The following is a 25,172-nucleotide window of genomic DNA, read 5'->3' as shown; positions in this document are numbered from 1 at the left end:
CGGTCACTGCGATTGCCTGACTGTCGATTGCAGTATCCGTCCAAGCGCCGCGTAGTGCGATTGGTGGACGTTGGCGTTGAACAGCGACCACGGTTCTGCCTTTTTCAACGCAACGGGAACGTCAAAGGTCGCCAGCATCGAGAAAGTCTCGTATTCGGCCATCGCCTCGTCGAGATGGCCGGCCGCAACTTCGAGATCGATCCGGCGCAGGCTGAGAACCAGGTCCTTGACGGCGGTGCGTGCCGCAAGTCGCTCTTCCTGGCCTCCGACCGAAGCATACCTGATATCCGGAACGTGCTCGGTCAGTTCACGCAGCTCGGCGCCTACGCCCGTGACCGCCAGCGAAACCACCGCGGTGTCCCCGGCAGGAATGGCCAATTCAAGAACGCTCGCCAGTTCGCGGACTTCCTTCATTCGGATCGCCACGCCATCCTTGTCGAAAGGGCGGTCGCCATCGCCGATCGCGGTCAGATAGGCGACGAGGTCCTGCGTGTCCTTCGGCGACAGACCGAGATCGAATATGCGGTCAAAATGTCCCACTACTTCTTCATAGGTGTCATACCGGCCATCGTGGAAGTAGGGCGCGTTGAAGTTGGCATTCAGCAGGGTCGGCGTTTTCACCAGGCCCCCTGAGCCCACGTCATGACGGATAAGGTCGGTGAAGACACCGGTCGGAGTATGACAGGCGGCGCAGTTCAGTTGAGGCTGATGCGGAAATGGCTTGAAGAACAGTTGCTCGCCGTGGCGCTCGGCGGCACTTGCCTGTGCGGTAAGCATGCCGCCGGGCGTGAGCCTGGGATTGGGCAGGAAATCGATGTCGTTGATGTAGGCGACAAGGCCGTCCAGGACGGCATCGCTCGGCCGCGGTCCCTGAAACTCGTTGACGATCACACTATATATGAAGTCGCGCAGCGAGGTGATGCGGCCGTCATGCCCGTAAGGCGCCAGGAAGCGCGCGCCGCGCAGGCTGGGGATCCGGACCGGATCGAGAATGCTGTTGAATGCCTTCGGGTTGAACATCAGGCTGGTGGTGTCGAAGGTGCCGGGGCGCGAGGAGGCACCGGGGACGAACAGCTTCGGATTCGAGGCCCCATTGATGTGACAGGTGCCGCAGCTCATTTCCGCCTGTCGTGCCTTGCCGCCCAGGATGGAAGGCGAATTGAATGCGAGATCGCCAAGGTTGATCAGGTAGGACTTGTGCCCGCCCATGGCCTCCGAGTGAAACAGTTCGCGCGGCCGCGCCAGCGCTTCCTCGGAAAATTCTGTTCCGGTCGGCAAGACGGTCTGATCGCCGCCCAAGGGAAACGCTTCTGTCCGCAACGGGACGAGCGTCGCAACAAGCCCGATCAGCACAATCAAAGCGCACGAGGTGATGCGATGCGCGGCAGTCGCACGATTTCGGTGCGAGCGGCGCGCAAGAATGTCCCTGGTCATCACGACAAAGCCCCTGCAGCAATGAGTTGGGCGGTCTGTGAACAGCAGATGTCGTAGAGATGACAGTGTCGCTGTCGGCGAGACCGCAGCTGGACTGGATAGACAGAACTTGTCGTCAGTTTGATGACACTCAGATGGCAGAGCACACCTCGATATCCGTCTAATAATGGCGCCTAACGTCTTGGCGTGCGCGCGACTCTCACATTGTCGAAAAACAGTCATCGGATCGAAATGTGCGGCAGTTAGCCTCACTTGCGTTTCATTCCATATTTGCTCTCAGGGGAGAAAACCATGCGGCTTTGGGGAGCCATTCCCGCGCTCACATTGGCTGTTGGTGCGATCGCGGTCGCGCCGGTGGTCAAGGCAGAGAATATCGTCGAGAAGATCGTCGACCAGTTCAAGCACGACAAAGGCGACGATTCCAAACATCATGACCATGATAATGGGCATGGTAACCATGATCGGGACGATCTGCTGAAGGCCTACAAGCACGTCGTGATCATCTATCAGGAGAATCACAGCTTCGATAACCTGTACGGCCACTGGGGCGACGTCGGCCGTGACAACATCAACGGCGTTTCCGATGCCGATCAGCCGCACACGCTGCAGGTCCGCCAGGACAGCAAGACGGTCTACTCCTGCCTCTTGCAGAATGACGTCAACCTGACTTCTCCGTCGCCGTTGCCGACGAGCTGCACCGACAACGGAAGCTCGCTCGCCATCCTCAGCGCCTTCAAGAACAAGCCGTTCGAAATCAACGACTTCATTCCGACTTCGGCCACAACCTGCCCGAAGCCGATCGGCGCCTTCGCGGCTCACGGCTTCCTCAACGGCACCGGCCTGCCCGGCGGCTGCACGGAAGACATCGTGCATCGCTTCTACAGCGAGCAGTATCAGATCAATGGCGGCCGGCAGAACCGCTACATGACCGGCAGCGATGCTGCGGGTCTGGTGATGGGCTATTACGACACCAGGAAGCTGCCGATCTACCACTATCTGCACGATCGCGGCGCGCCGAACTACGTCATCGCCGACAGCTTCTTCCAGGGCGCCTTCGGTGGTTCGTTCCTCAACCACCAGTTCCTGGTCGCGGCCGCGGCGCCGCAGTTCGTCGGCGCACCCAACGACGGGAGTGCCAATGACCTGCACTCCATCGTCGACGCCAACGGCATGCCGACCAGCACGCCGCTTTACACGCCGCTCACCACGGTGAAGGACGCGCAACTGACGGCCAAGTGCAGCCAGTCTGGCTTGCCGAACGGGCTCGCCTGCGGCGACTTTGCCGTCAACACCACCCAGCCGTTCTATCAGCCCTATTCGCCGGGCACGGCGGATGCCAAGCGCCTGCCGCCACTCAACAACGCCAACATCGGCGACAAGCTGTCGGCCAAGCGCGTCGACTGGGCCTGGTATTCGGGCGGCTGGTCGAACGCCAATGGTGACGTCGGCGCGTCGGGCTGGACCAACGGAAACGGCACCACCTGCACCGATCCGAACCACCTGCCCACGGCGGTCTTCCCCAACTGCGCCGACGTGGACTTCCAGTTCCACCATCAGGCGCTCAACTACTTCGCCACCTACGCGCCCGGCACGAAGGCCCGCAAGGACCATCTGAAGGACGAGGCGGAGTTCATCCAGGCGGCAAAGAACGGCAGGTTGAAGGACGTCAGCTTCATCAAGCCGATCGGCGAAGAGAACGAGCATCCCGGTTATGCCAGCGAGGCCGAGGGCAGCCAGCATCTGGTTGACCTGGTCAAGGCGATCACCGAGGGACCGGATGGCAAGGACACCCTGATCATCATCACCTATGACGAGTTCGGTGGTCAGTGGGATCACGTCCCGCCGCCGCCCCACAATCGTCGCGGCGATGACGCGAAGGCTGCGGACCAGTGGGGACCGGGTACCCGCATCCCGGCGCTGCTGATCTCCAAGCGCTTAGAGAAGTCGGGCGTCGCCCATGAGGATTACGACACCACCTCGATCCTCAAACTGCTCGAGAAGCGGTTTGACCTCGATCCGGTCGTGACCCGGCCGGTGCGCAGTCTCGCAGTGGCGCTGAAGGCCGGCGATTCCGACCGCCACTGAGGACAGGCTACAAGGCGAGCTGGCCCGCATCTGCATCAGGTGCGGGCCAGTTGATTCGAGCTCATTCGGCAAATTCTCTCGCGCCTCGCAACCCCGTAGTCCCGTAGGATGGGTAGAGCGCAGCGAAACCCATCGCGATGGAGCACGCGGGACGATGATGGGTTTCGCTGCGCTCTACCCATCCTACCGAGTCAAATGTCAAACAGCGTCTCGGCTGTCATCGTCCGCGAAGGCGGACGATCCAGTATTCCAGAGGCGGCAGAGTTTGAATCGAGAGGCCGCCGGATACTGGATGCCCCGCCTTCGCGGGGCATGACGGTGAGTGGTGAGGGGATATGAGTTCGCATTCTCGCGGCATGAGATGCCCGAGCTTTGCGCTACTTTCCACCCTCTCAATGAACAGAGGGCGCAGGGAAAGCCGGGTGCTGGTTGCACCCGTGGGTCCCGTGCAACAAAAAGCACGGGGGTAGGACCACAGGTTCAACCGAAGCAGTCCGGCTTTCCCTGCGCGATGGTGTTACGGCTTACTTCGTGCTCTCCCCGGTGACCGGGCTCTTTTGCCACCGTCACCCGCGGCAGCTCTTGCTGCTCGCGAGCTTAGCGCCAGCGTCGGGGCGCCAGGACCACACGACTTCGCCGTCCGTGATGCGCGTGCTCGTCAGTCACACGCATCGCGTCCACCGCATCTCACCGCAACGTTCGTGACGATCGCGATGCGCCCCTCATTCGGGTGAGACGCGCGGAGTTAAATCACTGATTTGCCCGACGACGGAAGCGGAATGTTTTTTCCGCGAGGGCTGGACGGCGCAAATCACGTTGAAATCGCTTCGATAATTGGCGACCCGCGCATGCGATATCGGCCCCTCATGGTGAGGGCTGCGCCTTGAGACGAATGCAATGCGCGAGCACGCGCGCCGCTCAGACCGCCCAGGGACGCTCCGACTGCAGCACCTTGAGTTCGGCAGCGACCTGTCGCAGCTCGTCGGCCAGACGGGTGTTGTGAATCCGGATTTCCCGCCTTGGCGAGAGGTCGGCAATCAGCGTGCTTTCGGCGGCTCTGCGCTCGAGCTGCTCGATCCGTTCGTCGAGTTCATTCATGGCCCAACCCGCTCGATGCTCCGAGGCGAGGCAGCATGGCAGCGTTTTGGAACCGGTGCACTAACCTGTGAAACTCGCAAGCCAATTGATCACCGCGGGCGATCCTCGTAGTTCGCCCCGCCGGTCGACAATCCAGACAACCGTGTCAGTGCTGCTGCACCATCAGCTCGCTCAGCCCGCGAGTCATCGCCGCGACATCGAGCGGCTTCTCCCATAGCGGCACGCCTTCAAATTCGGGGTCAATCACGCTCCTGTCATAGCCGGTCGTGAAGACGAACGGGATGCTGCGGGACCGCAATGCACGCGCGAGCGGGAATATCGATGCGGCTCCGAGGTTGATGTCGAGCACTGCGCCGTCGACTGTCCGGAATTCAGTCAGGATGGCGGATGCATCTTCGACATTGCCGATCGGACCCTCGATTTCGGCGCCGAGCGCCAAACACGCCCGCGCGATATCGTCGGCGAGAAAATATTCGTCTTCGACGATCAGGATGCGGCGTCCGGTCAGGAGGCCGCGTTCGCGAACAAGAACAGATGCGGACATCGTACCTCCAGCGTCGCTCGTTGCGGAAATCCTGTCGAAAATTAGGAACGCAAGGCGAAGCTTCGCTTTGTTGAAAACACCCCAAACGATGGCAGGTTCCATGCGCAACCGCGACATTATCGTCATCGGTGGCTCTGCCGGCGCGACGGCGCCGCTGAAGGACATTCTGAGCAAGCTGCCGGTAGATCTACCCGCGGCGATATTCATCGTGCTGCACATGCCAGCCCAGGGGATCGGAGTCTTCTCGACCGTGGTGGGGTCGGCCGGCAAGCTGCCGGTCCGCCAAGCGGAAAACGGCATGGTCATCGAACATGGCCATATCTACCTGGCGCCGCCGGATCACCATCTTCTGCTCTTCAAGGATCATCTGATGTTGGGCCGTGGCCCGCGCGAGAACATGGTACGCCCCGCGATTGATCCGCTGTTTCGCTCTGCGGCGCTCCACTACGGACCCCGAGTGATCGGCGTCGTCCTGAGCGGATTTCTGTCCGATGGAGCGGCCGGCCTGAACGCAATCAAGCGCTGCGGCGGCTTCGCGCTGGTGCAAGACCCCAAAGATGCCATCGCCGACGAGATGCCGATACGCGCGCTTGGGACGACAACTGTCGACCTCTGCGTTTCCGGCGGGCGGATCGGTGACGTGCTATCCGACCTGGTTCGGGAGGCACCGGGTGCCGCGCTGCCTATTCCCCCCGAGATCCGGCTGGAGGTGGAGATCGCCGCAGGCGAACGCATCGGCAGCGATAGCCTGCTCCCGATTGCCGACCCGGCCTCGCTGACTTGCCCAAGCTGCGGCGGTGTGCTTTCGGAGATCAAGGACGGTCATCCCCTGCGTTTCCGTTGCCAGGTCGGCCATGCCTTCACCGCCGATGTGCTGGCCAAGGAGCAGGAAAGCCGGGTTGACGAGGCGTTGCGGGTGGCGCTGCGGATCATCGAGGAGCGCGCCGAACTGGTTCATCGCATGGCAATGGCCGGCCGCCAGAGCGGCCGGGCCGCGGTGGCCGAAATGTACGAGACGCGGGCGGCAGAGTACCGCGAATACGCCGACATGATCCGGCGCGTCGTGCTACAGTCGCTGCACCCGAAGCCTCGCAAACCTTAGGCATTGCCATGGCCATATCGCTTGCCGAGCGTGCCGAGCAGCTCAGGGTCGAGCGGCGCCTTCTGATCAAGGCGGATACCGATATCGAGGAAGGCTGGAAACGGCTCCAAAACCAGCAGGATCTGCTGCTCGACCTGCAGGCTGGCGGTCACGATACCAAGCAGGCCGAACGCCTCGTCACTCTCCTCGAGCAGACCCTGCTGCAATGGGAGCACCATCGCACGCTGATCGAGCAGCGCATCGCGTATCTCGAAAATGAACTCTATCCAGTGCCGGTCAAGGGGAAGTGACGCATCTGGGATCCGTGAGTCCGGCGCCGAATCGAACATTCAGTCAGGCCATTTGCAGTACGCATTGCTCCCAGTACCGTTCTCGATGGGTCGCCGCTTATTGGCGCTGGCCAGATCGGACCGGATGATCACAACCCGTAAGTTCTTCAGACATTTCCGAATCCAGGTTCCGGGGCCATTTCCACCCGCCTGGCAGTCCGCAACGCCTTAGCGTCCCGGCGTCATTGAGCCAGTCGACCAGATCGTTCTCTCGTGCGTTATTTCGCCAGAATGTCTGTTGGGATAGTGTCAAAGTCTGCTATGTCCATGGTTTGCCAAGCTAAATCAGGTCCTGACAGAACAATGAGAGCCGCCGCCCCATGAGTGAATCCGGATCGGAACTAGCGGAGGGCGGGCGTCGGACCAAGGCGCCCTTGATCATCGGCGTCGGCGCGTCCGCCAGCGCGATGGACAGTATCGAGCGGTTCTTCTCGAAGCTGACGCTCACTTCTGACCAGACCATCGTGTTGGTGTTGCAACAACGCGAGGCGTTCGACGAAGGACGGCTGCGAGAGATGCTGCAGCGATCGCAAGGCAGTCGGCTTTCCGAAATCCAGGACGGCGCTGCGATCGAAGGTGGGACGATCTACCTCTGCCCCGTCGAAAGGATTGCTACGATCCAGGGCGATCGTCTTGCGATCCGCAGGGCAGCGCAGGCGCCGGGCGAACGCGCCACGATCGACAGCTTCCTGGTATCGCTCGCGGAGGAGCGCGCGGAAGAGGCGATCGGGGTTGTCCTCGCCGGGACGGGCGGCGACGGGACCCTGGGCGTCGCGACCCTGAAGGACCATGGCGGGCTGGCTATCGCAGAACGGGTCGCCAGCGATCATGCTGATCCACTCGCCGACAGCAACAATGCGGCCGCGATCGCCGATTACGTGCTGCCGCCCAATGAGATTCCCGAGCACATCCAGGTCTATTCCCGCCATCTGCGGCGGCTGGAAGAGAGGCAGGGATTTGACGAGGTGCTCGCCGCCGCGGCGAGTTCACTTTCGCGGATCGCCGACATCCTGCGCAACAAGACCGGCAATGATTTCCACGGCTACAAGCAGAACACCTTCCTCCGCCGTGTGCAGCGCCGTATGCAGGTGGTGCAGATCGACGAGATCGCCTCCTACGTCGATTACTTGAGACAGGACAAGGACGAGGCGCTGAACCTCTTCAACGACCTCCTGATCGGAGTCACCGAATTCTTCCGCGACAAGCGCGAATTCGAGGTGCTGGAAACCCAGGTCATTCCGAAGATCTTCGAGGACAAGGCCGCCGGCCAGCAGGTCCGCGTCTGGGTGCTGGGTTGTGCCACCGGGGAAGAGGCCTATTCGATTGGCATCCTGCTTCGCGAGTACATGGCCACGCTCGACTCGTCGCCGCAGGTGCAGATCTTTGCGACCGATATCGATGGGCGCGCGCTGGCCGCGGCCCGCGTTGGTCGCTATCGGACCAATATCGAGGGCAACATGTCTCCGGAGCGGCTGGCGCGCTGGTTCGTCCGCGAGGGCGACACTTATTGCGTCGTGAAGGAGCTGCGCGAGATGTGCATCTTCTCGCAGCATAACGTCATCAAGGACGCGCCGTTCTCGAAGCTCGATGTGGTATCCTGCCGCAACCTCCTGATCTACCTGAACGCCGAGTTGCAGAACCGGGTCATTCCTCTGTTCCACTTCGCCTTGCTGCCGGACCGCTTCCTGTTCCTCGGCAACTCAGAGAACGTGACGCGGCATCCAAAACTGTTCGCGCCGGTGGATCGTCGGGCGCGCATTTTCAAGAAGCTCGAGACCGGCACCCGTCTGCCGCCGGAATTTCCGATCACGACCACGGCCGGGCGCGCGGCCATCGAAGTTCCCCCGGCGCGCGTGTTAGGCCAGGATGTCGGGCTGGAGCGCCGCGCCCAGCGCATCGCCGAGCGCTACGCGCCGGCCTATGTGATCACCGACGAGAATTTCCAGATCCTGCATTTCTCCGGCCGCACCGGCCGCTATATCGAGCCGACCGCGGGCGCCGCGACGCTCGACCTGCTCAGTCTCGTGCATCGCGATCTTCGGCTGGAATTGCGGACGGCGCTCGGCCGGGCAGCGGAGGCCAACGAGACTGCACGTGTCGAAGAGGTGCAGCTCGGCGTGAACGGCCATCGCATGCTGGTCGACATCACTGTCGAGCCGATCCAGGAGGGTGCTTCCGGCCACCGCAATTTTGTCGTGCTATTCAAGGACGGCCCGCTGCGCGCCGTCGACAACAAGGAAAATAATCCGAATGGGCTGGTCAGGACCGAGCACGTCGAGCGGCTTGAGAGCGAATTGCGGGCGACGCGCGAGCGGCTGCAGGCCACCATCGAAGAGCTCGAGAGCACCAACGAAGAGCTGAAATCCTCCAACGAGGAATATCAGTCGCTGAACGAGGAATTGCAGTCGGCAAACGAGGAACTGGAGACCTCGCGCGAGGAGCTGCAGTCGGTCAATGAGGAATTGACCACGGTCAATGGCGAGCTGGCGCACCGGGTGCAAGAACTGACCCGTGCCACCAGCGACCTGAAGAACTTCCTCGAGAGCACGCAGATCGCGACCGTGTTCCTGGACAATGACCTCAAGGTGATGAATTTCACGCCCGCGATCACCCAGGTGCTGCACCTGGTCGACACTGATGTCGGCCGGCCGATCGCGCATATCAAGGCGCGGATTCCGATCGAGGAGCTCTATGACGAGGTGCGTCGGGTGCTGCGGACGCTGGCCAGCGCCGAGCGAGAACTAAGTGCGCCCGACAGCGGCACGCGCTACATCGTCCGCATCCTGCCGTACCGGAGCATCGACAATTTCATTGCCGGCGTGGTCATCACCTTCATCGACGTCACGGCGATCACGCGCGCGGAGGAGCGGCAGCGGCTTCTGCTCGCCGAGCTTCAGCACCGCGTCCGCAATACGCTCGGCGTCGTCCGCTCGATTGCACGCCGCTCGGCTGAAACCAGCTCGAGCGTCGACGAATATGCGGCCCATCTCGACGGCCGCCTCAACGCATTCGCACGCACCCAGGCGATGGTGACGCGAGACCCTGAAGGCGGCGTCGATCTCGAATACCTCGTCATCGAGGAGCTGCTCGGCTACAATGCCCGAGAAGGCGAGCAATTGCGCGTCTCCGGTCCGCAAGTGCGTTTTCAGGCAAAGGCGGCAGAGACATTCGCGCTCGCCCTCCATGAACTTGCGACCAATGCGCTCAAATATGGTGCAATGAGTCAGCCTTCCGGGCGCATCGAGATTAGCTGGCGGATCGACGAGGCGGTCAATCCGCCGCGACTGGCTTTTGACTGGCGCGAGCGGGGCGGCCCACCCGTCACACCGCCGCCGCGCAAGGGTTTTGGCACCGAACTGCTGGAGCGGACATTGGCGTTCGAGTTCAAGGGGCAGACCACGATCATGTACAATGCTGGCGGCCTTCATTGCACCATCACCATTCCCTTGAATCGGCGGACCATTCATACGCCGGTGGTAGGCAGCTAGATGCATCCCGCACCCATCGACGGAAGTCTGGCGCAGCCGGTAATCCGACGACTGAATGCGCTGCGGCGCTTGTCGGACGAGGGCATCGCTTCGCTGGAACGGGCGATCCGCGAGGGCACGCAGCACGTCGGCGCGGGCGAGGACCTGATCTGCGAGGGCGATGCGGTCCATAGCGTGCGGATCATCCTGTCGGGCTGGCTGTGCCGCTACAAGACGCTGGAGGACGGCAGGCGCCAGATCGTCAATTTCGTCCTGCCGGGCGAGACCTGCGACGCCTATACATACCTGCTGTCGATGATCGATCATTCCATCGCGACGTTGACGCCGGTGGTCTATGCCGACGTGAAACGCCCGCAATTCGAAGCGCTGGTCGCGCACGACCGCTCGGTCGCGGAGGCGTTCTGGTGCGAGACATTGGTGAACAGCGCAATCCAGCGCGAATGGGCGATCAATCTCGGCCGCCGACTGGCGCTCGAGCGCGTGGCGCATCTGTTGTGCGAGCTCTATGAGCGGCTGAGCCCGGTTGGGCTGATTGAGGGCAATTCCTGCGCCTTTCCGGTGACCCAGATGGATCTGGCCGACGCGACCGGTCTCTCGGTGGTCCATCTCAACCGCACGCTGCAGGAGTTGCGCAGCTCCGGCCTGATCCTGCTGCGCGAACGGACGCTGACGATCACCGACCTCAATGCGCTCAGGAGCACCGCGCTGTTCTCGCCGAATTATCTTTATCTCCATCGGGCGTGAGCCGCCCCGCCGGTGTCCCATTTTAGGAACCGGGAACCGGTTCCCTTCGTTGAGTGGTCAGCTTGAGTAAGATCCGATCAGGCTGAATCTTCACCTCTCCCGCTTGCGGGAGAGGTCGGCGCGTCGCGCCGGGTGAGGGCTCTCTCCACTCGGGGAGTCCCAATGCGGAGGCACCCCCACCCCAGCCCTCCCCCGCAAGCGGGAGAGGGAGCGCAGCTTCGCTGGGGCTACCCTTCAACTTGATCGGCGATTGCACTTGAGGTCCGCGCAGGCCGGCTGGCCCCGCGGTCCGTTCGAAAGGATACCACCATGGAGATCACGACATTCAGGGACATGTATCTTGCCGAATTGCAGGAACTTGTCAGCGTCGAGCAGCAGCTTAGCGGGGCGTTGCTGCGCATGGCTAAAGCGGCCTCGCATCCTTCGCTAAGGGCGGCGTTGGAGCGGCATCAACGGGAAACCGTCATGCAGGAGGAGCGGCTGCGGTCGATCCTGCAGAAGCACGAGGCCGCCGTAGAGCAACATACGGATCAGGCCATGCAGGCGCTGATCCATGAGACCGAGAAGATGTGCGTAATCCTGAAAGGTGGCTACCTTCGCGACGCCGGCCTGATCGCCTCCGCGCAGAAGATCGAGCATTACGAGATCGCTGCCTATGGCAGCGTGGCCGCGCTTGCGGGCCAGCTCAATCTTCGGGAGGACCAGCGGCTGCTCCACAACGCGCTCGAGGAGGAAAAGCGGGCGGACGAATTGTTGACCACGCTTGCCAAGGGTGAGATCAACCAGGACGCGCTGGCGGCCTGATCGGCCGCGCCTCGCGAAGTTGCGCGATTCGCTGCTCTGCAGCGGGCAAATTCGAAATACCCGGATGTCCGGTCGACATTAGGCTGGGTATGCTATCGTTCGGATTTGTAATGGCGGTGCCGATGGGCTCGGCACCGCTTGCCCAAGGAGGAAGCTCCGATGCGCAACGACAAGGAAGATGCGCTCAGCCGTTTGCTGCGAAACCTGCATCCCGCTCGCTCCGCCGCCACCCAACATTCGTCGCGCCGGGCGGTGCTCCGGAACATCGGAATTGCCGGTCTGTCGCTTGCTGTATCGCCGGCCTTCGCCGAAGAGCTCGTCAAACTGCCGTTTGCGAGCGGGCCACGGGAACGCCCTCTCACGCATGATTTTCCGCAAAAAGGCGACATGATCCTGCAGCGGGTGCGGCCGCCGCTGCTTGAAACGCCGATGGAAGTGTTCGACCGCGGCGTCTTCACGCCGAACGATCAGTTCTATGTGCGCTGGCACTGGGCCGAGATCCCGAATTCGGTCGACGTAGACGCCTTCAGGCTTGCGGTGCGCGGCCATGTCGATCGGACATTGTCGCTGTCGGTATCGGATATCGTACGCGACCTGCCGCGGGTGGAGCTGGCCGCGGTCAATCAATGCTCCGGCAATTCACGCGGCTTCTTCGCCCCGCGCGTGCCAGGTGCGCAATGGGCGCATGGCGCGATGGGCAACGCCAAATGGGTCGGCGTGCGACTGAAGGACGTGCTGGACCGCGCCGGCGTCAAGGCTGGCGCCGTTCAAGTCCGCTTCAAGGGATTGGACGAACCGGTGGTGCCGGAGGCTCCGACCTTCAGGAAGTCGCTCGCGATCGATCATGCCCGCGACGGCGAAGTCATGATCGCCTACGCCATGAATGGCGAGCAATTGCCGCTGCTCAACGGATTCCCGCTGCGGCTGATCGTGCCGGGATGGTACTCGACCTATTGGGTCAAGATGCTGAGCGACATCGAAGTGCTCGACAAGCCTGACGATAATTACTGGATGGCCGTCGCGTACACGATTCCCGACACGCCGCATGCCAGCATCACGCCAGGACAGAGCGGCGTGAAGATGGTGCCGATCAATCGCATGGTGCCGCGCTCATTCTTCACCAATATCACTGATGGCGCGTCCTACACCGCGGGCACGCGCGTGCCTGCGCGCGGCATCGCCTTTGGCGGGGACAGCGGGGTCGCCAAGGTCGAGTTTTCCAGCGACGGCGGCAAGTCGTGGCAGCCGGCCAGGCTTGGCGATGATTTGGGCAAGTACGGCTTTCGCCAGTGGCAGACGGACTTCGAGCTTGCCGACAAGGGCGATCACGCGCTGATGGTCCGCTGCACCAATTCCTCGGGCGAGGTCCAGCCGGACGCGCCGAACTGGAACGGCAGCGGCTTCATGCGCAACGTCATCGAGACCGTGCAGGTCAGGGCATTCTAGGAGACAGGCCATGCTGAAACGTCTGGCGGCGATCGCCTGCTTCGGAAGCGCGCTGCTCTCCTCGACACCGGCCTGGGTTCAGGATCTGCCGACGATCAAATCGACGACGGTGGAGTTGCCGGCAGGCGATGCCTTGTTTCCCGGCGGCTCCAGCGCCAATGCGATCAACAACAATTGCCTCGCCTGCCACTCGCCCGACATGGTGCTGAACCAGCCGCCGCTGCCCAAGGCGACATGGGAAGCCGAGGTGAACAAGATGATCAACGCCTACAAGGCGCCGATCGACAAGGCCGATGTGCCTGCGATCGTCAGCTACCTCGTGCAGACCAAGGGCAAGGATTAGAGCGTTTTGCGCATGGCCGGCTATTTTGCCGGCTCCAGCGCCTGCGCGATCGCATCGTCGACGTGATCGAGCCAGATGAACTCCAGCTTCTCGCGCGCGCCTTGCGGAATGTCGTCGAAGTCGCGCCGGTTACGCGCCGGCAGCATGACCCGGCTCAGGCCCGCGGCCGCGGCCGCGACGACTTTCTCCTTGATGCCGCCGACCGGCAGCACCAGGCCGCGCAGCGATATCTCGCCGGTCATCGCGGTGTCGTGCCTCACCGTGCGATTGGTGAGCAGCGAGGACAGTGCGGTGAACATGGCGACGCCGGCGCTCGGACCATCCTTCGGCGTGGCGCCGGCGGGCACATGGACATGGATATCGCTTTTCTCGAACACCGATGGATCGATGCCGAACTGTGCGGCGCGGCTTTTCACCAGCGTCAACGCGGCCTGCGCGCTTTCGCGCATGACGTCGCCAAGCTGGCCGGTGAGGATCAGCCCGCCTCTGCCGGGCACACGCGTTGCTTCGATGAAGAGGATGTCGCCGCCGACCGGTGTCCAGGCGAGCCCGGTCGCAACGCCGGGCACGCTGGTGCGCAGGGCGATCTCGCCTTCGAAACGCGGCTGGCCGAGCACGGTTGTCAGATCCCGTACGCCGAGCGCCACCTTGGCTGAGCTGCCTTCGGCGATCTGAACCGCGGGATAGCGCAGCGCCTTGCCGATTTCCCGTTCGAGCGAACGGACGCCGGCTTCCCGCGTATAGCCCTTGATGATCGACCGCAGCGCTTCGTCCTCGATTGTCGCCTGCTCGGGCTTGAGGCCGTTGGCCTCGAGCTGGCGGCGCACCAGATAGCGCCGCGCGATCTCGAGCTTTTCATCCTCGGTGTAGCCGGGCAGGCTGATGATCTCCATCCGGTCCAGCAGCGGTCCCGGAACCGTATCGAGCATGTTCGCGGTCGCGATGAAGGCGACGCGCGAGAGGTCGAAGGGAACGCCGAGATAGTTGTCGCGGAAAGTCGCGTTCTGCTCGGGATCGAGCACCTCGAGCATCGCCGCCGACGGATCGCCCTGGATGCCGCGTCCCATCTTGTCGATCTCATCGAGCATCATGACGCAGGCGCGGGAGCCGGCCTTCTTGATGCCCTGGATGATGTTGCCGGGCAGGGCGCCGATATAGGTGCGGCGGTGTCCCCGGATCTCCGCCTCGTCGTGGACGCCGCCGAGGCTGACGCGCACGAACGGTCGGTCCATGGCGCGGGCGATCGACTGTCCGAGCGAGGTCTTGCCGACGCCGGGCGGTCCGACGAAGCACAGGATCGGCGCCTTGCCCTGCGGCGCCAGTTTGCGGACTGCGAGATATTCGATGATCCGCGCCTTGATCTTTTCCAGGCCGAAATGATCCTCATCGAGGATGCGCCTGGCTTCGCGGATATCGATCGGCTTTTCTTCCGGCAGCGCCCAGGGCAGATCGATCAGCCAGTCGAGATAGCTGCGGACCATGCCGCCTTCGGCGGCGGCCTCCGGCATCCGCTCGTAGCGGCGCAGCTCCTTGCGCGCCTGGCCTTCGGCTTCGGGCGACATCTTCGCCTTGTCGATGGCCGCGCTCAGTTCGGCGACTTCCTGCCCTTTTCCCTCGCCTTCGCCGAGCTGGCGCTGGATGGTGGCCATCTGCTCGCGGAGCAGCGCTTCGCGCTGGCGCTCGTCAAGGGCGGCCTTGGTCTTCTGGCCGATCTCGTTGCTGAGCCGCAGCACTTCGAGCCGCTCGGCGAGATAGCGCGAAACCTTGTCCATCCGCGAGGCGAGGTCGATGGTCTCGAGGATCTCCTGCTTCTCCTGCGGCTTGATGTCCATATAGGATGCCGTGAGATCGGCGAGCGCGCCGGGAGATGTCGTTGCCTGGAAAGCACCGACCAGCTCGGGCGGCGCCTGCGGCAAGAGCTGGACCGCCTCGACGGCCTGTCTCTGCAGATTCAGAAAGCGCGCCTCGATCTCGGGCGTCGTCGTCGTCGGCTCCGGGATGTGAAGCACGCGCGCCGCCGGGAACGGCGTGCCGGGCAGGAAATCAAGGATGCGGGCGCGCTGCACGCCCTGGCAGACGATGTGATGGGTGCCGTCGGGCGCGGTGATGTACCTGACGATGTTGGCGATGGTGCAGACGCGGTGCAGGTCATCCGGACCGGGATCGTCGACTTCGGCGTTTCGCTGCAGCAGGATTCCAATCGGCCGCTGTTCGCGCAGTGCCTGTTGGGCCGCGGCGATCGATTTCGCGCGGGCGATCGTGACCGGCGCGATCACCGCCGGAAACAGCACGATGTTGCGGACCGCGACGATGATCAGCGCATCCGAGGGGATCGCGACCGATTCCACTTTTCCACCCGTTGTGGCCGAACCGGGATTTTGACTATCAAGCGACATCTTGAATTCTCACACGGATTTCGACAGTCGCAACACGACGCATCCATTCGAGGCGGTCCGGCTGACGGCATAACGTCCGGTCGGCAACGCAATGCGGCGCTCAAAGCCGCCCTGCGGCAGCTCGAGCCGGTGGATCAGCGCATCGCGGAGCTCGGCGGGCAATATCCTTTGTCCCTTGATGATCAGCACGCCGTTCTCGATGATCGCCACCACCTGATCGGGGTCGACGCCGGGCAGCGCCACGAAGATCAACAGCTCGCGATCGGTCTCGAGCACGTCGATCGGAGGCTCCCAATTGGGCTCGCGCGGACCGGCCGGCTGCAGGCTGAACAACTTTCGATGCAGCCGTTCGGCGCGTGCGAGCGATTCGATCGCTTCAGACAACATCCAGTTGACCGGATCTTTTGTCGCCATTTGTCGTTCCGCCTCCAGTAAAGTTCGCAAAGCTCGTCGCTGGCCTCAAACCTACCCCGAAAGCGAACGGCTTGCACAGGTACAATGGCGGCCCAAGACTTGGCAAATGGCCTGGAACCGTCGCTGACGGCGTTGACCCAGCTCAATGCAACGACGGTTGCTCGGTTCTAAGCTTTATTTGTATCGAAATCATCTCGCAGGAAGGCCGCATGCAGAACCTCAAACGCGCATTTTGGGGCACGCTGGCGGTCCTGGTCCTGCTGTGGCTGATTGCGGAGCCTTCCGTTTTCCAGTCGCCGACTTTCTTTGCGCTGCGCGACAAGATGGTGCAGCTCAGCGGTGTCGTGGCGATCGGATGCATGAGCGTGGCGATGATCCTGGCGCTGCGGCCACGCTGGCCGGAGTCGTGGCTCGGCGGTCTCGACAAGATGTATCGGCTGCACAAATGGCTCGGCATCGGCGCCCTCATCGTCGCCACCATCCATTGGCTCTGGGCCCAGGGACCGAAATGGGCCGTCGGCTGGGGCCTCCTGCAGCGGCCGGCGCGTGTCCCAAGGCCTACAATCGAAAATCCGGTCGAGGCGTATCTCGCAAGTTTGCGCGGGACGGCGGAGGGCGTGGGCGAATGGGCTTTCTATGCCGCCGTGCTTTTGATCGCGCTGGCGCTGATCCGGTACTTCCCTTACCGCCTGTTCTACAAGACCCATCGGTTGCTCGCCGTTGTCTATCTGGTGCTGGTCTTCCATGCGGTCGCGTTGATCAAGTTCAGCTACTGGATGTCGCCGCTCGGATCGGTGATGGCGGTGCTGCTGGCCGGCGGCACGGGCGCGGCCGTCCTTGTCCTGCTGCGGCTCGTGGGCGCCGGGCGGCAGGTCAAGGGCAAGATCACCTCTCTGCAATATTATCCAGGCGTGAGCGCACTCGAAACCGAGATCGCGGTGCCCTGCGGGTGGCCCGGTCACAAGCCGGGACAGTTCGCCTTCGCCACATCGGATGCCTCGGAAGGCGCGCATCCTTACACCATCGCCTCCGGCTGGCACGCCGAACGGCCCAGGATAACTTTCATCACCAAGGAGCTCGGCGACCACACCAACCGCCTTCGCCATAAGCTCAGCGTCGGCCAAGAGGTGAAGGTCGAGGGGCCCTATGGCTGCTTCACATTCGACGATGATCGTCCGCACCAGATCTGGATCGGCGGCGGGATCGGTATCACACCTTTTGTCGCGCGCATGAAACACATGGCGCTGCAGAAAGGGACCCCCGACTGGCCCGAGGGGCAAACTGTCGATCTCTTCCACACCACCGCCGATGTCGATGAGGTAGCGCTCGGCAAGCTGGCGGCCGATGCGAGGTCTGCCGATGTCCGCCTGCATATCCTGATCGATGCCCGCGACGGGCACCTGACAGGCGAACGCATACGCAACGCCGTGCCGCTATGGCGCGAAGCGAGCATCTGGTTCTGCGGGCCGCCTGGCTTCGGCGAGGCCCTGAAGCGCGACTTCACTGCGCAGGCTTTCCCGGTCAAGGATCGCTTCCACCAGGAACTCTTTATGATGCGGTGACCGGGGCCCGATCCGGCGGGCTAGGTCACTTTGACATCATCGCCAGAATTTCATCGGCGACGACATCCGGCAATTCCTCGTGGACGGCGAGTTTGCCCTTTGGCAGTTGCTTGACCTGGACATTCGGAAGCCCGCTGAGGGCCTCGATCTCTGCGCGCGATTTCGGCGGCGTCTCGGCGCCGTAGATCACGAGGATCGGAATATCTGCGCGACGTGCGAGATCGAGGAATGCAGCGCGATTGTCGACGCGGTCGAGCGCGCCGGTGACGAAGCGCACCGAACTGTGGCGGGCGCCTTCCGCTTGCGTGACGGCAAGCTTCGCGGCGAGGCGGTCGCCGGTGAGCCAGGCGGGATCGCTGTACACATGACCTCGCGCCATCTTCGAGATCACGAAGCGGCTGACATTCAGCCGGTAGAGCGGTGGGCCGATCAGAGGCTGATCGATCGCCGCACGAATGCGTGCGAACCACGGTCGCTCGCCACCCATCATGGTCGGCAACGGCCCGCGCCAGGTCGGCGCGATCAATACGAGACGTTCGATCGTGCCGCGGCGGTTGGCGGCCTGATGCAGCGCGTAGGTTGCCGCATGCCCGGCTGCGACAACGACATGAGGCGGCAAGACGCTCGCGGTCAGGAACCAGTCGAGAAATGCCGAGAGCATGTCCGGCGACCAGTTGGGGGATGGGCGTGCCAAGTCGCCAAACCCTGGCCAATCGACGGCTGTGACATGGAAACGGGAAGCGAGCCTCTCGAGGAGAGGATGCATCTCCTGACGTGTCGAGATTGAACTCAGGGCCGGCAGAAGGACGACGGAGGCGCAGTAGCCGGCCTCATCGAGACCGAGCGTGACTTCACCGCCTCCGTATCTCCATTGGATCGTTCGCGTCATGCCAGTTCCTTGCCGTCGACGCTGTCCGGCCCGCATCGATCCGTTACCACGACAGCAGAAAACGTTCTATCGCCGGCTTGGTCGGAGCGATCACGGGTGGAGGAGCGCCTGCCGCGTGATCCGGAATCAGGCCGCGCGTGCGGCGGTCCGAGCCGCCCGAACAGGAACAGCAGGAGCGCGCAACAGATCAGCAGGCCGCCAAAGGCGATCAGCGGCAGCGGAACGAACAGTCCCGCCATGGCGCCGCCGGCGACAGCACTGAGTGATTCCGCGCCGACCTGGAGCGCCTGGTTGTTGCCGAGCACGCGACCCTGGCGGTCCATGGCGACGGCATTCGACAGGATCGTTGGGCAGGCCGCGAGTGCGATCGTGCCGGCCAGCGTGGTCGCTCCCGCCGTAAACCAGATCGAGTTCAGCGCGGGAAACGCCGTCACCAGCATCATCGCAATGCCGGCAACGACGCAGGCGCCCACCGCGAGGCGATCAAGGCCGAACCGGCGCGTCAACGGCGCCATCAACCCGAAGCTTGCGATCGCCGAAATCAGGGCAAGCCCGGAATAGATGAGCGTGGTCTGATCCACCGTCGTGTGCCAGCGGTCGACGAGATAAACCAGCACCATCCGGAAGTAGCCGAACAGCGCGAGATATATCAAAAAATTGATCAGATAGAGGCGCCTTATCGGCCGGTCGGTGAAGACGGTGCCAAGGTTGGAGATCGTGCCGATGGCGTCGAAGCTCTTGCTGCGGTCCGGAGCGTGCGTCTCGCGGAATTGCATGGCGGTCCAGACCAGTGCGGCCGCAAGAAGTGGCACCATCGCCCAGAACGGTGCGCTCCAGCCGAGCGCGAGCGCCAACTGTCCGCCGATGATCGGCCCGGCAATATAGCCGAGGCTGCAGCTCGAATAGGTCCAGGCGAACAGGCGGGGCCGTTCCTCCGGGTCGGTTACATCGGAGATCGCGCTTTGTGCGACCGCGATGTTCGATTCTGACAGTCCGCCAATGAGGCAGCCGATCGCGATCGTCGCCAGCGATCGCCACTCGATGCCAGCCGAGATGATGGCGTAGGCGAAGATCGTCACAAACAGCGATCCGACCAGGAGTGGCCTGCGCCCGTAGCGGTCCGACAGCGCGCCCATGACCGGCGATCCGAGAAATTGACCGAGCGGATAGATCGCAAGCAGCAGGCCGAGGGCGAAGCTGCGTTGTCCGACGGTGGCGTCCGCCGCCAGAAATCCGTTCGATCCCATCAGCATGGGAACGAACAGCGTGATCATCAGGGAGTAGCCGCAGAAGCCGATAAAGATCACGAGATAAAGCGGCAGCAGCGCCTTGAGGTCGATGCGACCGGGCAGCTGAGCGGGATAAGCGGTTGTCATTTCCGGCTCTCAATATGATCGGGGCAAAGAGGCTTGAGCGAACAGGCGTGGCGATAGCGGCGCAGGGTATGCGGCGAATGCCCGCGAAGTACAAATACGCGTTCGATATGCCGGTATTGGACGAGGCTATCTCTGCTGTCCCTCGGACATTCGAGCCCCATAGCCAACGGCATCTCACTACCACAAATTTGATCCGATTTGAGATCGTTTTGGCAGTGCTGCGATGCCGACGGAACTTGACAGCGCCCAGCCTTTTAGGTGGTGATTCAACAATCCAGGGCTGGCAGGACCGCGGATGCAATACCGCCATCTCTATTATTTCGTGAAGATTGTCGAGGCCGGCAGCTTCTCGCAGGCGTCGCGGACTATTCACGTTGCGCAGCCTGCGCTCAGCCAGCAGATCGCGGAGCTGGAGGCCTCACTTGGCGTACCGCTGCTCCAGAGGAGCGCGCGCGGGGTCAGGCCGACGGTGGCCGGTGAGAAGCTTTACGAGGAAGCCTCATCAATCCTGCGCAAGCTCGAAAACCTCCCCGGTCTCGTCCGTTCGAGCGTCGGCGATGTCGAAGGCCTGGTGGGCCTCGGCATGCCCGCGTCGCTTTCCACGACGCTGGTCGGACCGTTCATTGCGCAGTGCAGGGCGAAGTACCCCAAGATTACCCTCAAGTTCATCGACGGCGACAGTGAATTCCTGCGCGAAGAAGTCGAGAAGAGCCGGCTCGATCTCGCGCTGGCATTCGAGGACGAGTTCTTCCCGGTGGTTCTGCGGCAGCCTTTGTTTCGGCAGAACCATTACTTGATCAGCAGCCGGCACTCGGCTCACGCGATGGCCGGCAGCACCATCTCGCTCGAGGACGTCGCGAAGATCCCGCTGGTGCTGCCCGGTCCCTTGAACGCGCGACGGATCGTGATTGATCGAACCTTTGCCGACGCGGGCCTGTCGCTCAACCTGGCAGCGGAAGCCGTCACCGTCTCCAGCGAACTTTCCGCGGTTCGTTCGGGCGCGGCGAGCACAATCCTCAATCTCGGCGACATGTCCGGCTTTTCGCTGAACGACTTCGCGGAGCCGATGCTGATCGAACCGACCTTCCATCTGACCTGCTGCATCATATGGTCGAACGAGTTTCCGCTCACGCTCGCCGCCGAGAACGCCAAGAAACTGCTGATCGATTTCCTGAAGGCACATATTCACGCGACCAAGCGGCCTGGAGCGGTGTGGCTGGCGTGAGGCAGCTCCGAGATTGTTTCACCTCTCCCCAGCGGGGAGAGGTCGGATCGCATGAAATGCGATCCGGGTGAGGGGGCGCTGGTGTCCATGAGGGACCGTAACCCCTCACCCGGCGCTTCGCGCCGACCTCTCCCTTCGGGAGAGGTGAGACGAGCCTTCACGCTGATCATTGAACCGCTGGAGCATGATCTTTTTCGGAAAACCGGTCTCCACTTTTCCGGATCATGCTCTAGCCGCCGCGCTCGGCAGCGAATTCGATGCCTGCCTGGGTTTCGCCGATGGCTTCCGAAATCAAGTTCATCGCGCGGACGCGATGACCACCCTTGTCCGCTGTTGCCTCCCGCAACGACCCGAGGGCCTGATAGAGCGAGGAAAGCGCTCGCTCCATGTTGCCTTGATAGGCATCAGCGGACTTTACGGAAGCGCCGAGGAGCCCGATGGCCGCAGCACCCGTCGTCGCCGTCACAGCAAAGCCGCGGCGCGTGATCTTCGAATCAAACATGATTTTTCCGTGTTGCTCAGGTGAATCGAAACAGCGGCACGAGCGGGCTGATCGATTGGAGTTGAGCGAGCTCGCGTCGTGCCGCATTCAGTCGCCGAAAACCATTCGCCAGACAAATACAGTTTGAATATGCGGGCATAGCGCGGGCCGATAACCCCAGCGGTCAACCTGCTTAGCGGACTGTGCGTGCGTCGTGCTTTTCATTACCCAGCCGCATAACGAAGTCGTGAAGCGGTTGCCGACGTGGATGGCGGCCGGTCGGAATGCGTTCTGGGCCGGTACCAATAGCGAACGTAAGCTGTTGATTGACCTTGTCGAAGTCGCCTCTCGCCGGCCCCTTCTCGGCCCAGCGCAATTTTCCGCGGCCATAGGCGTCGCCGATACCTGCATATCGAAGCCCTATTTGCGTTTGCTTGCTTGCTGCATCATTGGTTCGCCGCATTAGCGGGCAGGCCGGATCGGCTTGCCCTTGTCGCGGCTCGCGACGCGTCGGCGGTGAATACGACACCTCGCTGACATTGTGCCTTTCGCTTTCATTGTGCCTTTCGCTTCGCTGATAGTTGAACTGGAAAACTGACCACTGCATCCGTGCATTTGCGGGCCTTCGACGCCTGAATCATTGGAGTTTTATTATGTTCAGTTTGCGCGCCATTTTCTGTGCAACGACCTGTCTCGTTGTCGCTTCTGGATCACCTGCCCTTGCATCAGACAAGCCTTCGCTGAGTCCCGATCAGCCGTCTGCGACGGTGGCGACGGCAAGGATCTCGGCAACGGTCCAATTCAGCCTTTCGACTCTGGATCGCGCCCTGGAGCGGGAGGTGCCGCGGCGGCTCGCTTCGTTCGATGACCGCGGCTCGAGCTGTTGGCATCGCCGGATTCTTGGCCGGATGGTCGACGTTGATTGCACCTATTCCGGCTATGTTGAACGCACCGGACCGATCTCGCTCAGAGCCGAACATGGCCGACTGGTCGCAGCGACGCCATTGTTCGGCGCCGTCTCCGGACATGGCATCCGTGGATTGGGCCGGCTGCTGCATGGCGCGGCCGAAGGCGAGATGGTCGCCTATGCCAGCGCGCGGCCCCGGCTGCGGGAGGACTGGTCGGTCGCGCTCGATATGGGCGAAGGATTCCGCTGGGAGCAGCCGCCGGTGCTTCAGATCCTCGGGTTTCGCGTCGATTTGGAGCGCTATGTCGATCCCGCGGTCAGGCGGCAGTTGGCCCGCGTCAGCGATGAGGTTGCTGCCGACATCAGGGAGCTGGACGTCAAGGCGAAGGCCGAGGCCGCCTGGAAAAACGCTTTCTCCAATGTGAAGCTCGTCGATACGCCTGCGATCTGGCTGCAGACCACACCGCAAAGCGTGGCTTTCTCTGGCGTGCGCGCCGAGGGTGACGTGCTTGAAGGCGCGATCGAGATCGCAGGCCAGGCGGCGACCGTGATCGGAGCGGAGCCCGCCAAGCCTGCGCCGACGCCGTTGCCGCCGCTGGGTGACGAAGTCGCCAGTCCCGGCCGCTTCGAGATCATCGTGCCAGTGTCCATCAGCTACGACGCCGTCCGGCAGCAGGTACAAAGCGCCTTGACGGGGAATGCCGAACTCAATCTCGGGCCGCAGGATATCGAGATCTATCCTTCTGCAGGCAATCTCGTCGTTGGACTCCGGACGGGCCGGGCCATGACCAGCGGGACGGGCGGCGATTGGATTTACCTGACGGCGACGGTACAGCCAGACGCCGATTCGCAAAGCGTGGAGCTCATCAATCTGTCGGTGGCGAGCGACGCCGATGCCGCTTCGGCGCAGCAAGGCAAGTCGCCGGTGAATGACATGCTGCGAGCGCTCCCGCAGCAATTGACCATCGGCTTCAAGGACGCGCGTGACAGGATCATCGCTTCCGCCAATGACCGGCTAAGCCGTCCGCTCGGCGACGGCTTTCGCAGCGAGGGCAGGCTGAGTTCGGTCGGTGTCAAGAACATCGAATTGCTCTCCGATGGCATCCGCATCAATCTGCGCGCCGACGGCCATCTCAAGCTGATCTATGGATGAGGCCGGCCATGACGATCACAGTGAAACGGGGGATCGCCACATCGCGCGTGGCGCGCTGCCTCGCCGCGCTGCTCGGCGTCGTCGCGCTTGCGTCCTCGATCGATCGGGCAGATGCGCAGACGCCGTTCTATCGGGCCTCCGCGGATGAGCTCGCCGGTCCGCCCGGCACGCTGATCCGTTCCGTTCCGAGCCGATGCCGTTTGCGCCGGCAGGGGCGGAGGCCTATCGGGTGCTCTATCGCTCGACGGGATTGCAGGGCGAACCGATCGCGGTGTCCGGCGTGATCGTGGTGCCGGCGGGGCCACCGCCAGCCGGCGGGCGCCCGATTGTTGCATGGGCGCATCCGACCACCGGTGTCGTGCCGCATTGCGCACCGTCGCTCGCGCTATTCGTGTTCCAGCAGATGGCGGGACTGCGGCCCTTGGTGGAGCAGGGTGTCGTCGTCGCTGCCACCGACTATCCCGGTTTGGGCACGGCGGGGCCGCATCCCTATCTCGTCGGCGACAGCGAAGCGCGAGCCGTGATCGACTCGGTGCGTGTCGCGCGGAGTATGCCCGGCACCGGCGGCGGTAGCAGCTTTGCCGTGTGGGGCCATTCGCAGGGTGGACAGGCCGCCCTGTTCACAGGGTTGATTGCAAAGAGCTACGCGCCGGAACTCGATCTGGTCGGCGTTGCTGCTGCTGCACCCGCAACGTCGCTGGTCACGTTGATGAGCGATGATTTCAAGACCAGTGGTGGCAAGAATCTCACGGCCATGACGCTGTGGTCGTGGTCGCGCGTGTTCGGCGCGCCGATAGAAAAGGTCGTTCTGCCGCAGGCGATACCCACGGTCGACGAACTGGCCGACGAATGCATTGAGTCGATCTTCGATATCCTGCTGCGGCGCCAGACCGAAAAGCCGCTCGAGCAGACTTTCCTCTCGGTGCCGAACATTGCCACTGTCGAGCCCTGGCGGACGCTGGCCACTCGCAACACGCCCGGCACGCTGCCGCCGCGTATCCCGCTCTTCCTGGCCCAGGGCACGGCCGACAATCTGGTCCGCCCCGAGGTCACGCGTGCCTATCTGCAGCGGCAGTGCAAAGCGGGCGGCAAGGTCAGCATGCTCTGGCTGCCCGGCGTCGGCCATGGCTTCGCCGGCCGCGACAGCGCGGACATGGCGGTCGCATGGATGATGGACCGCTTCGCCGGGCGCCCTGCGCCCAGTGATTGCGGCGAAGCTGCCGAGGCTTCGGCGCAATAGGCTGGTTGGAGTCCGCTGAGCGTCAGATGCGGGACACGCGATGTCATTTGGTTGAATCGGCTTGGCCGCGAGTTCACCTCTCCCTATGGGAGAGGTGAAAAGAGGCAGCGCG

The 25,172-nt window shown here is 62.9% G+C and carries 21 protein-coding genes; 12 read left to right on the top strand and 9 right to left on the bottom strand.

Features of this window, described 5'->3' with window-relative positions; all coding sequences use genetic code 11:
- Positions 1–3 precede the first annotated feature (3 nt).
- On the bottom strand, positions 4–1,434 hold the full coding sequence (locus tag K288_RS0105845; protein WP_027578684.1) for a cytochrome c peroxidase: 1,431 nt from the start codon (positions 1,432–1,434) through the stop codon (positions 4–6).
- A 291-nt stretch (positions 1,435–1,725) separates the two neighbouring features.
- On the opposite strand from K288_RS0105845, the gene K288_RS44790 reads away from it, so the two are divergent.
- Positions 1,726–3,519, top strand: coding sequence for an alkaline phosphatase family protein (locus tag K288_RS44790; protein WP_043159377.1), 1,794 nt, complete (start codon positions 1,726–1,728; stop codon positions 3,517–3,519).
- Between the two features lie 918 nt (positions 3,520–4,437).
- On the opposite strand, the gene K288_RS44785 is transcribed toward K288_RS44790, so the two are convergent.
- Positions 4,438–4,617 carry a hypothetical protein gene (locus tag K288_RS44785; RefSeq protein ID WP_244443065.1) on the bottom strand — a complete coding sequence of 60 codons (180 nt, stop codon included), beginning with the start codon at positions 4,615–4,617 and terminating at the stop codon, positions 4,438–4,440.
- A gap of 145 nt (positions 4,618–4,762) precedes the next feature.
- A complete protein-coding gene (locus K288_RS0105830) occupies positions 4,763–5,161 on the bottom strand; it encodes a response regulator (protein ID WP_027578683.1) in 399 nt (132 codons plus the stop codon).
- Positions 5,162–5,261: 100 nt separating this feature from the next.
- Here K288_RS0105830 and K288_RS0105825 point away from each other — a divergent pair, with 100 nt between their 5' ends.
- The 7 genes from K288_RS0105825 (at position 5,262) to K288_RS0105795 (ending at position 13,417) form a co-directional block, all read left to right on the top strand.
- The gene (locus K288_RS0105825; RefSeq protein WP_027578682.1) at positions 5,262–6,263 is read left to right on the top strand and encodes a chemotaxis protein CheB; all 1,002 of its coding nucleotides are present in this window, start codon (positions 5,262–5,264) and stop codon (positions 6,261–6,263) included.
- 8 nt (positions 6,264–6,271) lie between these two features.
- Positions 6,272–6,553: a hypothetical protein gene (locus K288_RS0105820; RefSeq protein WP_027578681.1), complete on the top strand. Its 282-nt coding sequence runs from the start codon at positions 6,272–6,274 to the stop codon at positions 6,551–6,553.
- 359 nt (positions 6,554–6,912) lie between these two features.
- The gene (locus tag K288_RS0105815) at positions 6,913–10,080 is read left to right on the top strand and encodes a CheR family methyltransferase (RefSeq protein ID WP_027578680.1); all 3,168 of its coding nucleotides are present in this window, start codon (positions 6,913–6,915) and stop codon (positions 10,078–10,080) included.
- A complete protein-coding gene (locus K288_RS0105810; RefSeq protein WP_027578679.1) occupies positions 10,081–10,824 on the top strand; it encodes a Crp/Fnr family transcriptional regulator in 744 nt (247 codons plus the stop codon).
- Positions 10,825–11,133: 309 nt separating this feature from the next.
- Complete coding sequence (locus tag K288_RS0105805; protein WP_027578678.1) at positions 11,134–11,628, top strand: DUF892 family protein; 495 nt, start codon at positions 11,134–11,136, stop codon at positions 11,626–11,628.
- 159 nt (positions 11,629–11,787) lie between these two features.
- Positions 11,788–13,074 (top strand): molybdopterin-dependent oxidoreductase, encoded by a 1,287-nt coding sequence (locus K288_RS0105800; RefSeq protein WP_152535408.1) that lies wholly within the window; start codon positions 11,788–11,790, stop codon positions 13,072–13,074.
- A gap of 10 nt (positions 13,075–13,084) precedes the next feature.
- Positions 13,085–13,417: a sulfite:cytochrome C oxidoreductase subunit b precursor gene (locus K288_RS0105795; protein WP_043159376.1), complete on the top strand. Its 333-nt coding sequence runs from the start codon at positions 13,085–13,087 to the stop codon at positions 13,415–13,417.
- Positions 13,418–13,437: 20 nt separating this feature from the next.
- Here K288_RS0105795 and lon read toward each other — a convergent pair whose 3' ends face one another.
- Together lon and K288_RS0105785 are read right to left on the bottom strand one after the other, a co-directional pair.
- Positions 13,438–15,813 carry an endopeptidase La gene (gene lon, locus K288_RS0105790; RefSeq protein ID WP_027578675.1) on the bottom strand — a complete coding sequence of 792 codons (2,376 nt, stop codon included), beginning with the start codon at positions 15,811–15,813 and terminating at the stop codon, positions 13,438–13,440.
- A gap of 9 nt (positions 15,814–15,822) precedes the next feature.
- On the bottom strand, positions 15,823–16,227 hold the full coding sequence (locus K288_RS0105785) for an Hsp20/alpha crystallin family protein (RefSeq protein ID WP_027578674.1): 405 nt from the start codon (positions 16,225–16,227) through the stop codon (positions 15,823–15,825).
- A gap of 209 nt (positions 16,228–16,436) precedes the next feature.
- On the opposite strand from K288_RS0105785, the gene K288_RS0105780 reads away from it, so the two are divergent.
- The gene (locus tag K288_RS0105780) at positions 16,437–17,789 is read left to right on the top strand and encodes a ferric reductase-like transmembrane domain-containing protein (protein WP_027578673.1); all 1,353 of its coding nucleotides are present in this window, start codon (positions 16,437–16,439) and stop codon (positions 17,787–17,789) included.
- A gap of 25 nt (positions 17,790–17,814) precedes the next feature.
- Here the strand turns inward: K288_RS0105780 and K288_RS0105775 are convergent, their stop codons facing one another.
- Positions 17,815–18,678, bottom strand: coding sequence for an alpha/beta hydrolase (locus tag K288_RS0105775; protein WP_051334378.1), 864 nt, complete (start codon positions 18,676–18,678; stop codon positions 17,815–17,817).
- Positions 18,675–20,054 (bottom strand): MFS transporter, encoded by a 1,380-nt coding sequence (locus K288_RS0105770; protein ID WP_027578671.1) that lies wholly within the window; start codon positions 20,052–20,054, stop codon positions 18,675–18,677. Before K288_RS0105770 ends, K288_RS0105775 begins: the two co-directional genes overlap by 4 nt.
- 295 nt (positions 20,055–20,349) lie before the next feature.
- On the opposite strand from K288_RS0105770, the gene K288_RS0105765 reads away from it, so the two are divergent.
- Entirely contained in the window at positions 20,350–21,279 is a 930-nt protein-coding gene (locus tag K288_RS0105765) for a LysR family transcriptional regulator (RefSeq protein WP_027578670.1), read from the top strand.
- A gap of 229 nt (positions 21,280–21,508) precedes the next feature.
- On the opposite strand, the gene K288_RS0105760 is transcribed toward K288_RS0105765, so the two are convergent.
- The gene (locus K288_RS0105760) at positions 21,509–21,868 is read right to left on the bottom strand and encodes a hypothetical protein (protein ID WP_152535407.1); all 360 of its coding nucleotides are present in this window, start codon (positions 21,866–21,868) and stop codon (positions 21,509–21,511) included.
- 85 nt (positions 21,869–21,953) lie between these two features.
- Positions 21,954–22,367, bottom strand: coding sequence for a hypothetical protein (locus K288_RS0105755; protein ID WP_027578668.1), 414 nt, complete (start codon positions 22,365–22,367; stop codon positions 21,954–21,956).
- Positions 22,368–22,413: 46 nt separating this feature from the next.
- Here K288_RS0105755 and K288_RS44780 point away from each other — a divergent pair, with 46 nt between their 5' ends.
- Together K288_RS44780 and K288_RS44775 are read left to right on the top strand one after the other, a co-directional pair.
- Complete coding sequence (locus K288_RS44780) at positions 22,414–23,820, top strand: DUF4403 family protein (RefSeq protein WP_084799483.1); 1,407 nt, start codon at positions 22,414–22,416, stop codon at positions 23,818–23,820.
- A gap of 193 nt (positions 23,821–24,013) precedes the next feature.
- Positions 24,014–25,060 (top strand): alpha/beta fold hydrolase, encoded by a 1,047-nt coding sequence (locus tag K288_RS44775; RefSeq protein WP_244443064.1) that lies wholly within the window; start codon positions 24,014–24,016, stop codon positions 25,058–25,060.
- Positions 25,061–25,172 lie beyond the last annotated feature (112 nt).

It is taken from the genome of Bradyrhizobium sp. Ai1a-2, assembly GCF_000426245.1.
In the GTDB taxonomy this organism is placed as follows: Bacteria; Pseudomonadota; Alphaproteobacteria; order Rhizobiales; family Xanthobacteraceae; genus Bradyrhizobium.
Note: the sequence above shows the minus strand (reverse complement) of the source record. Positions and strands in the feature narration are given on the sequence as shown.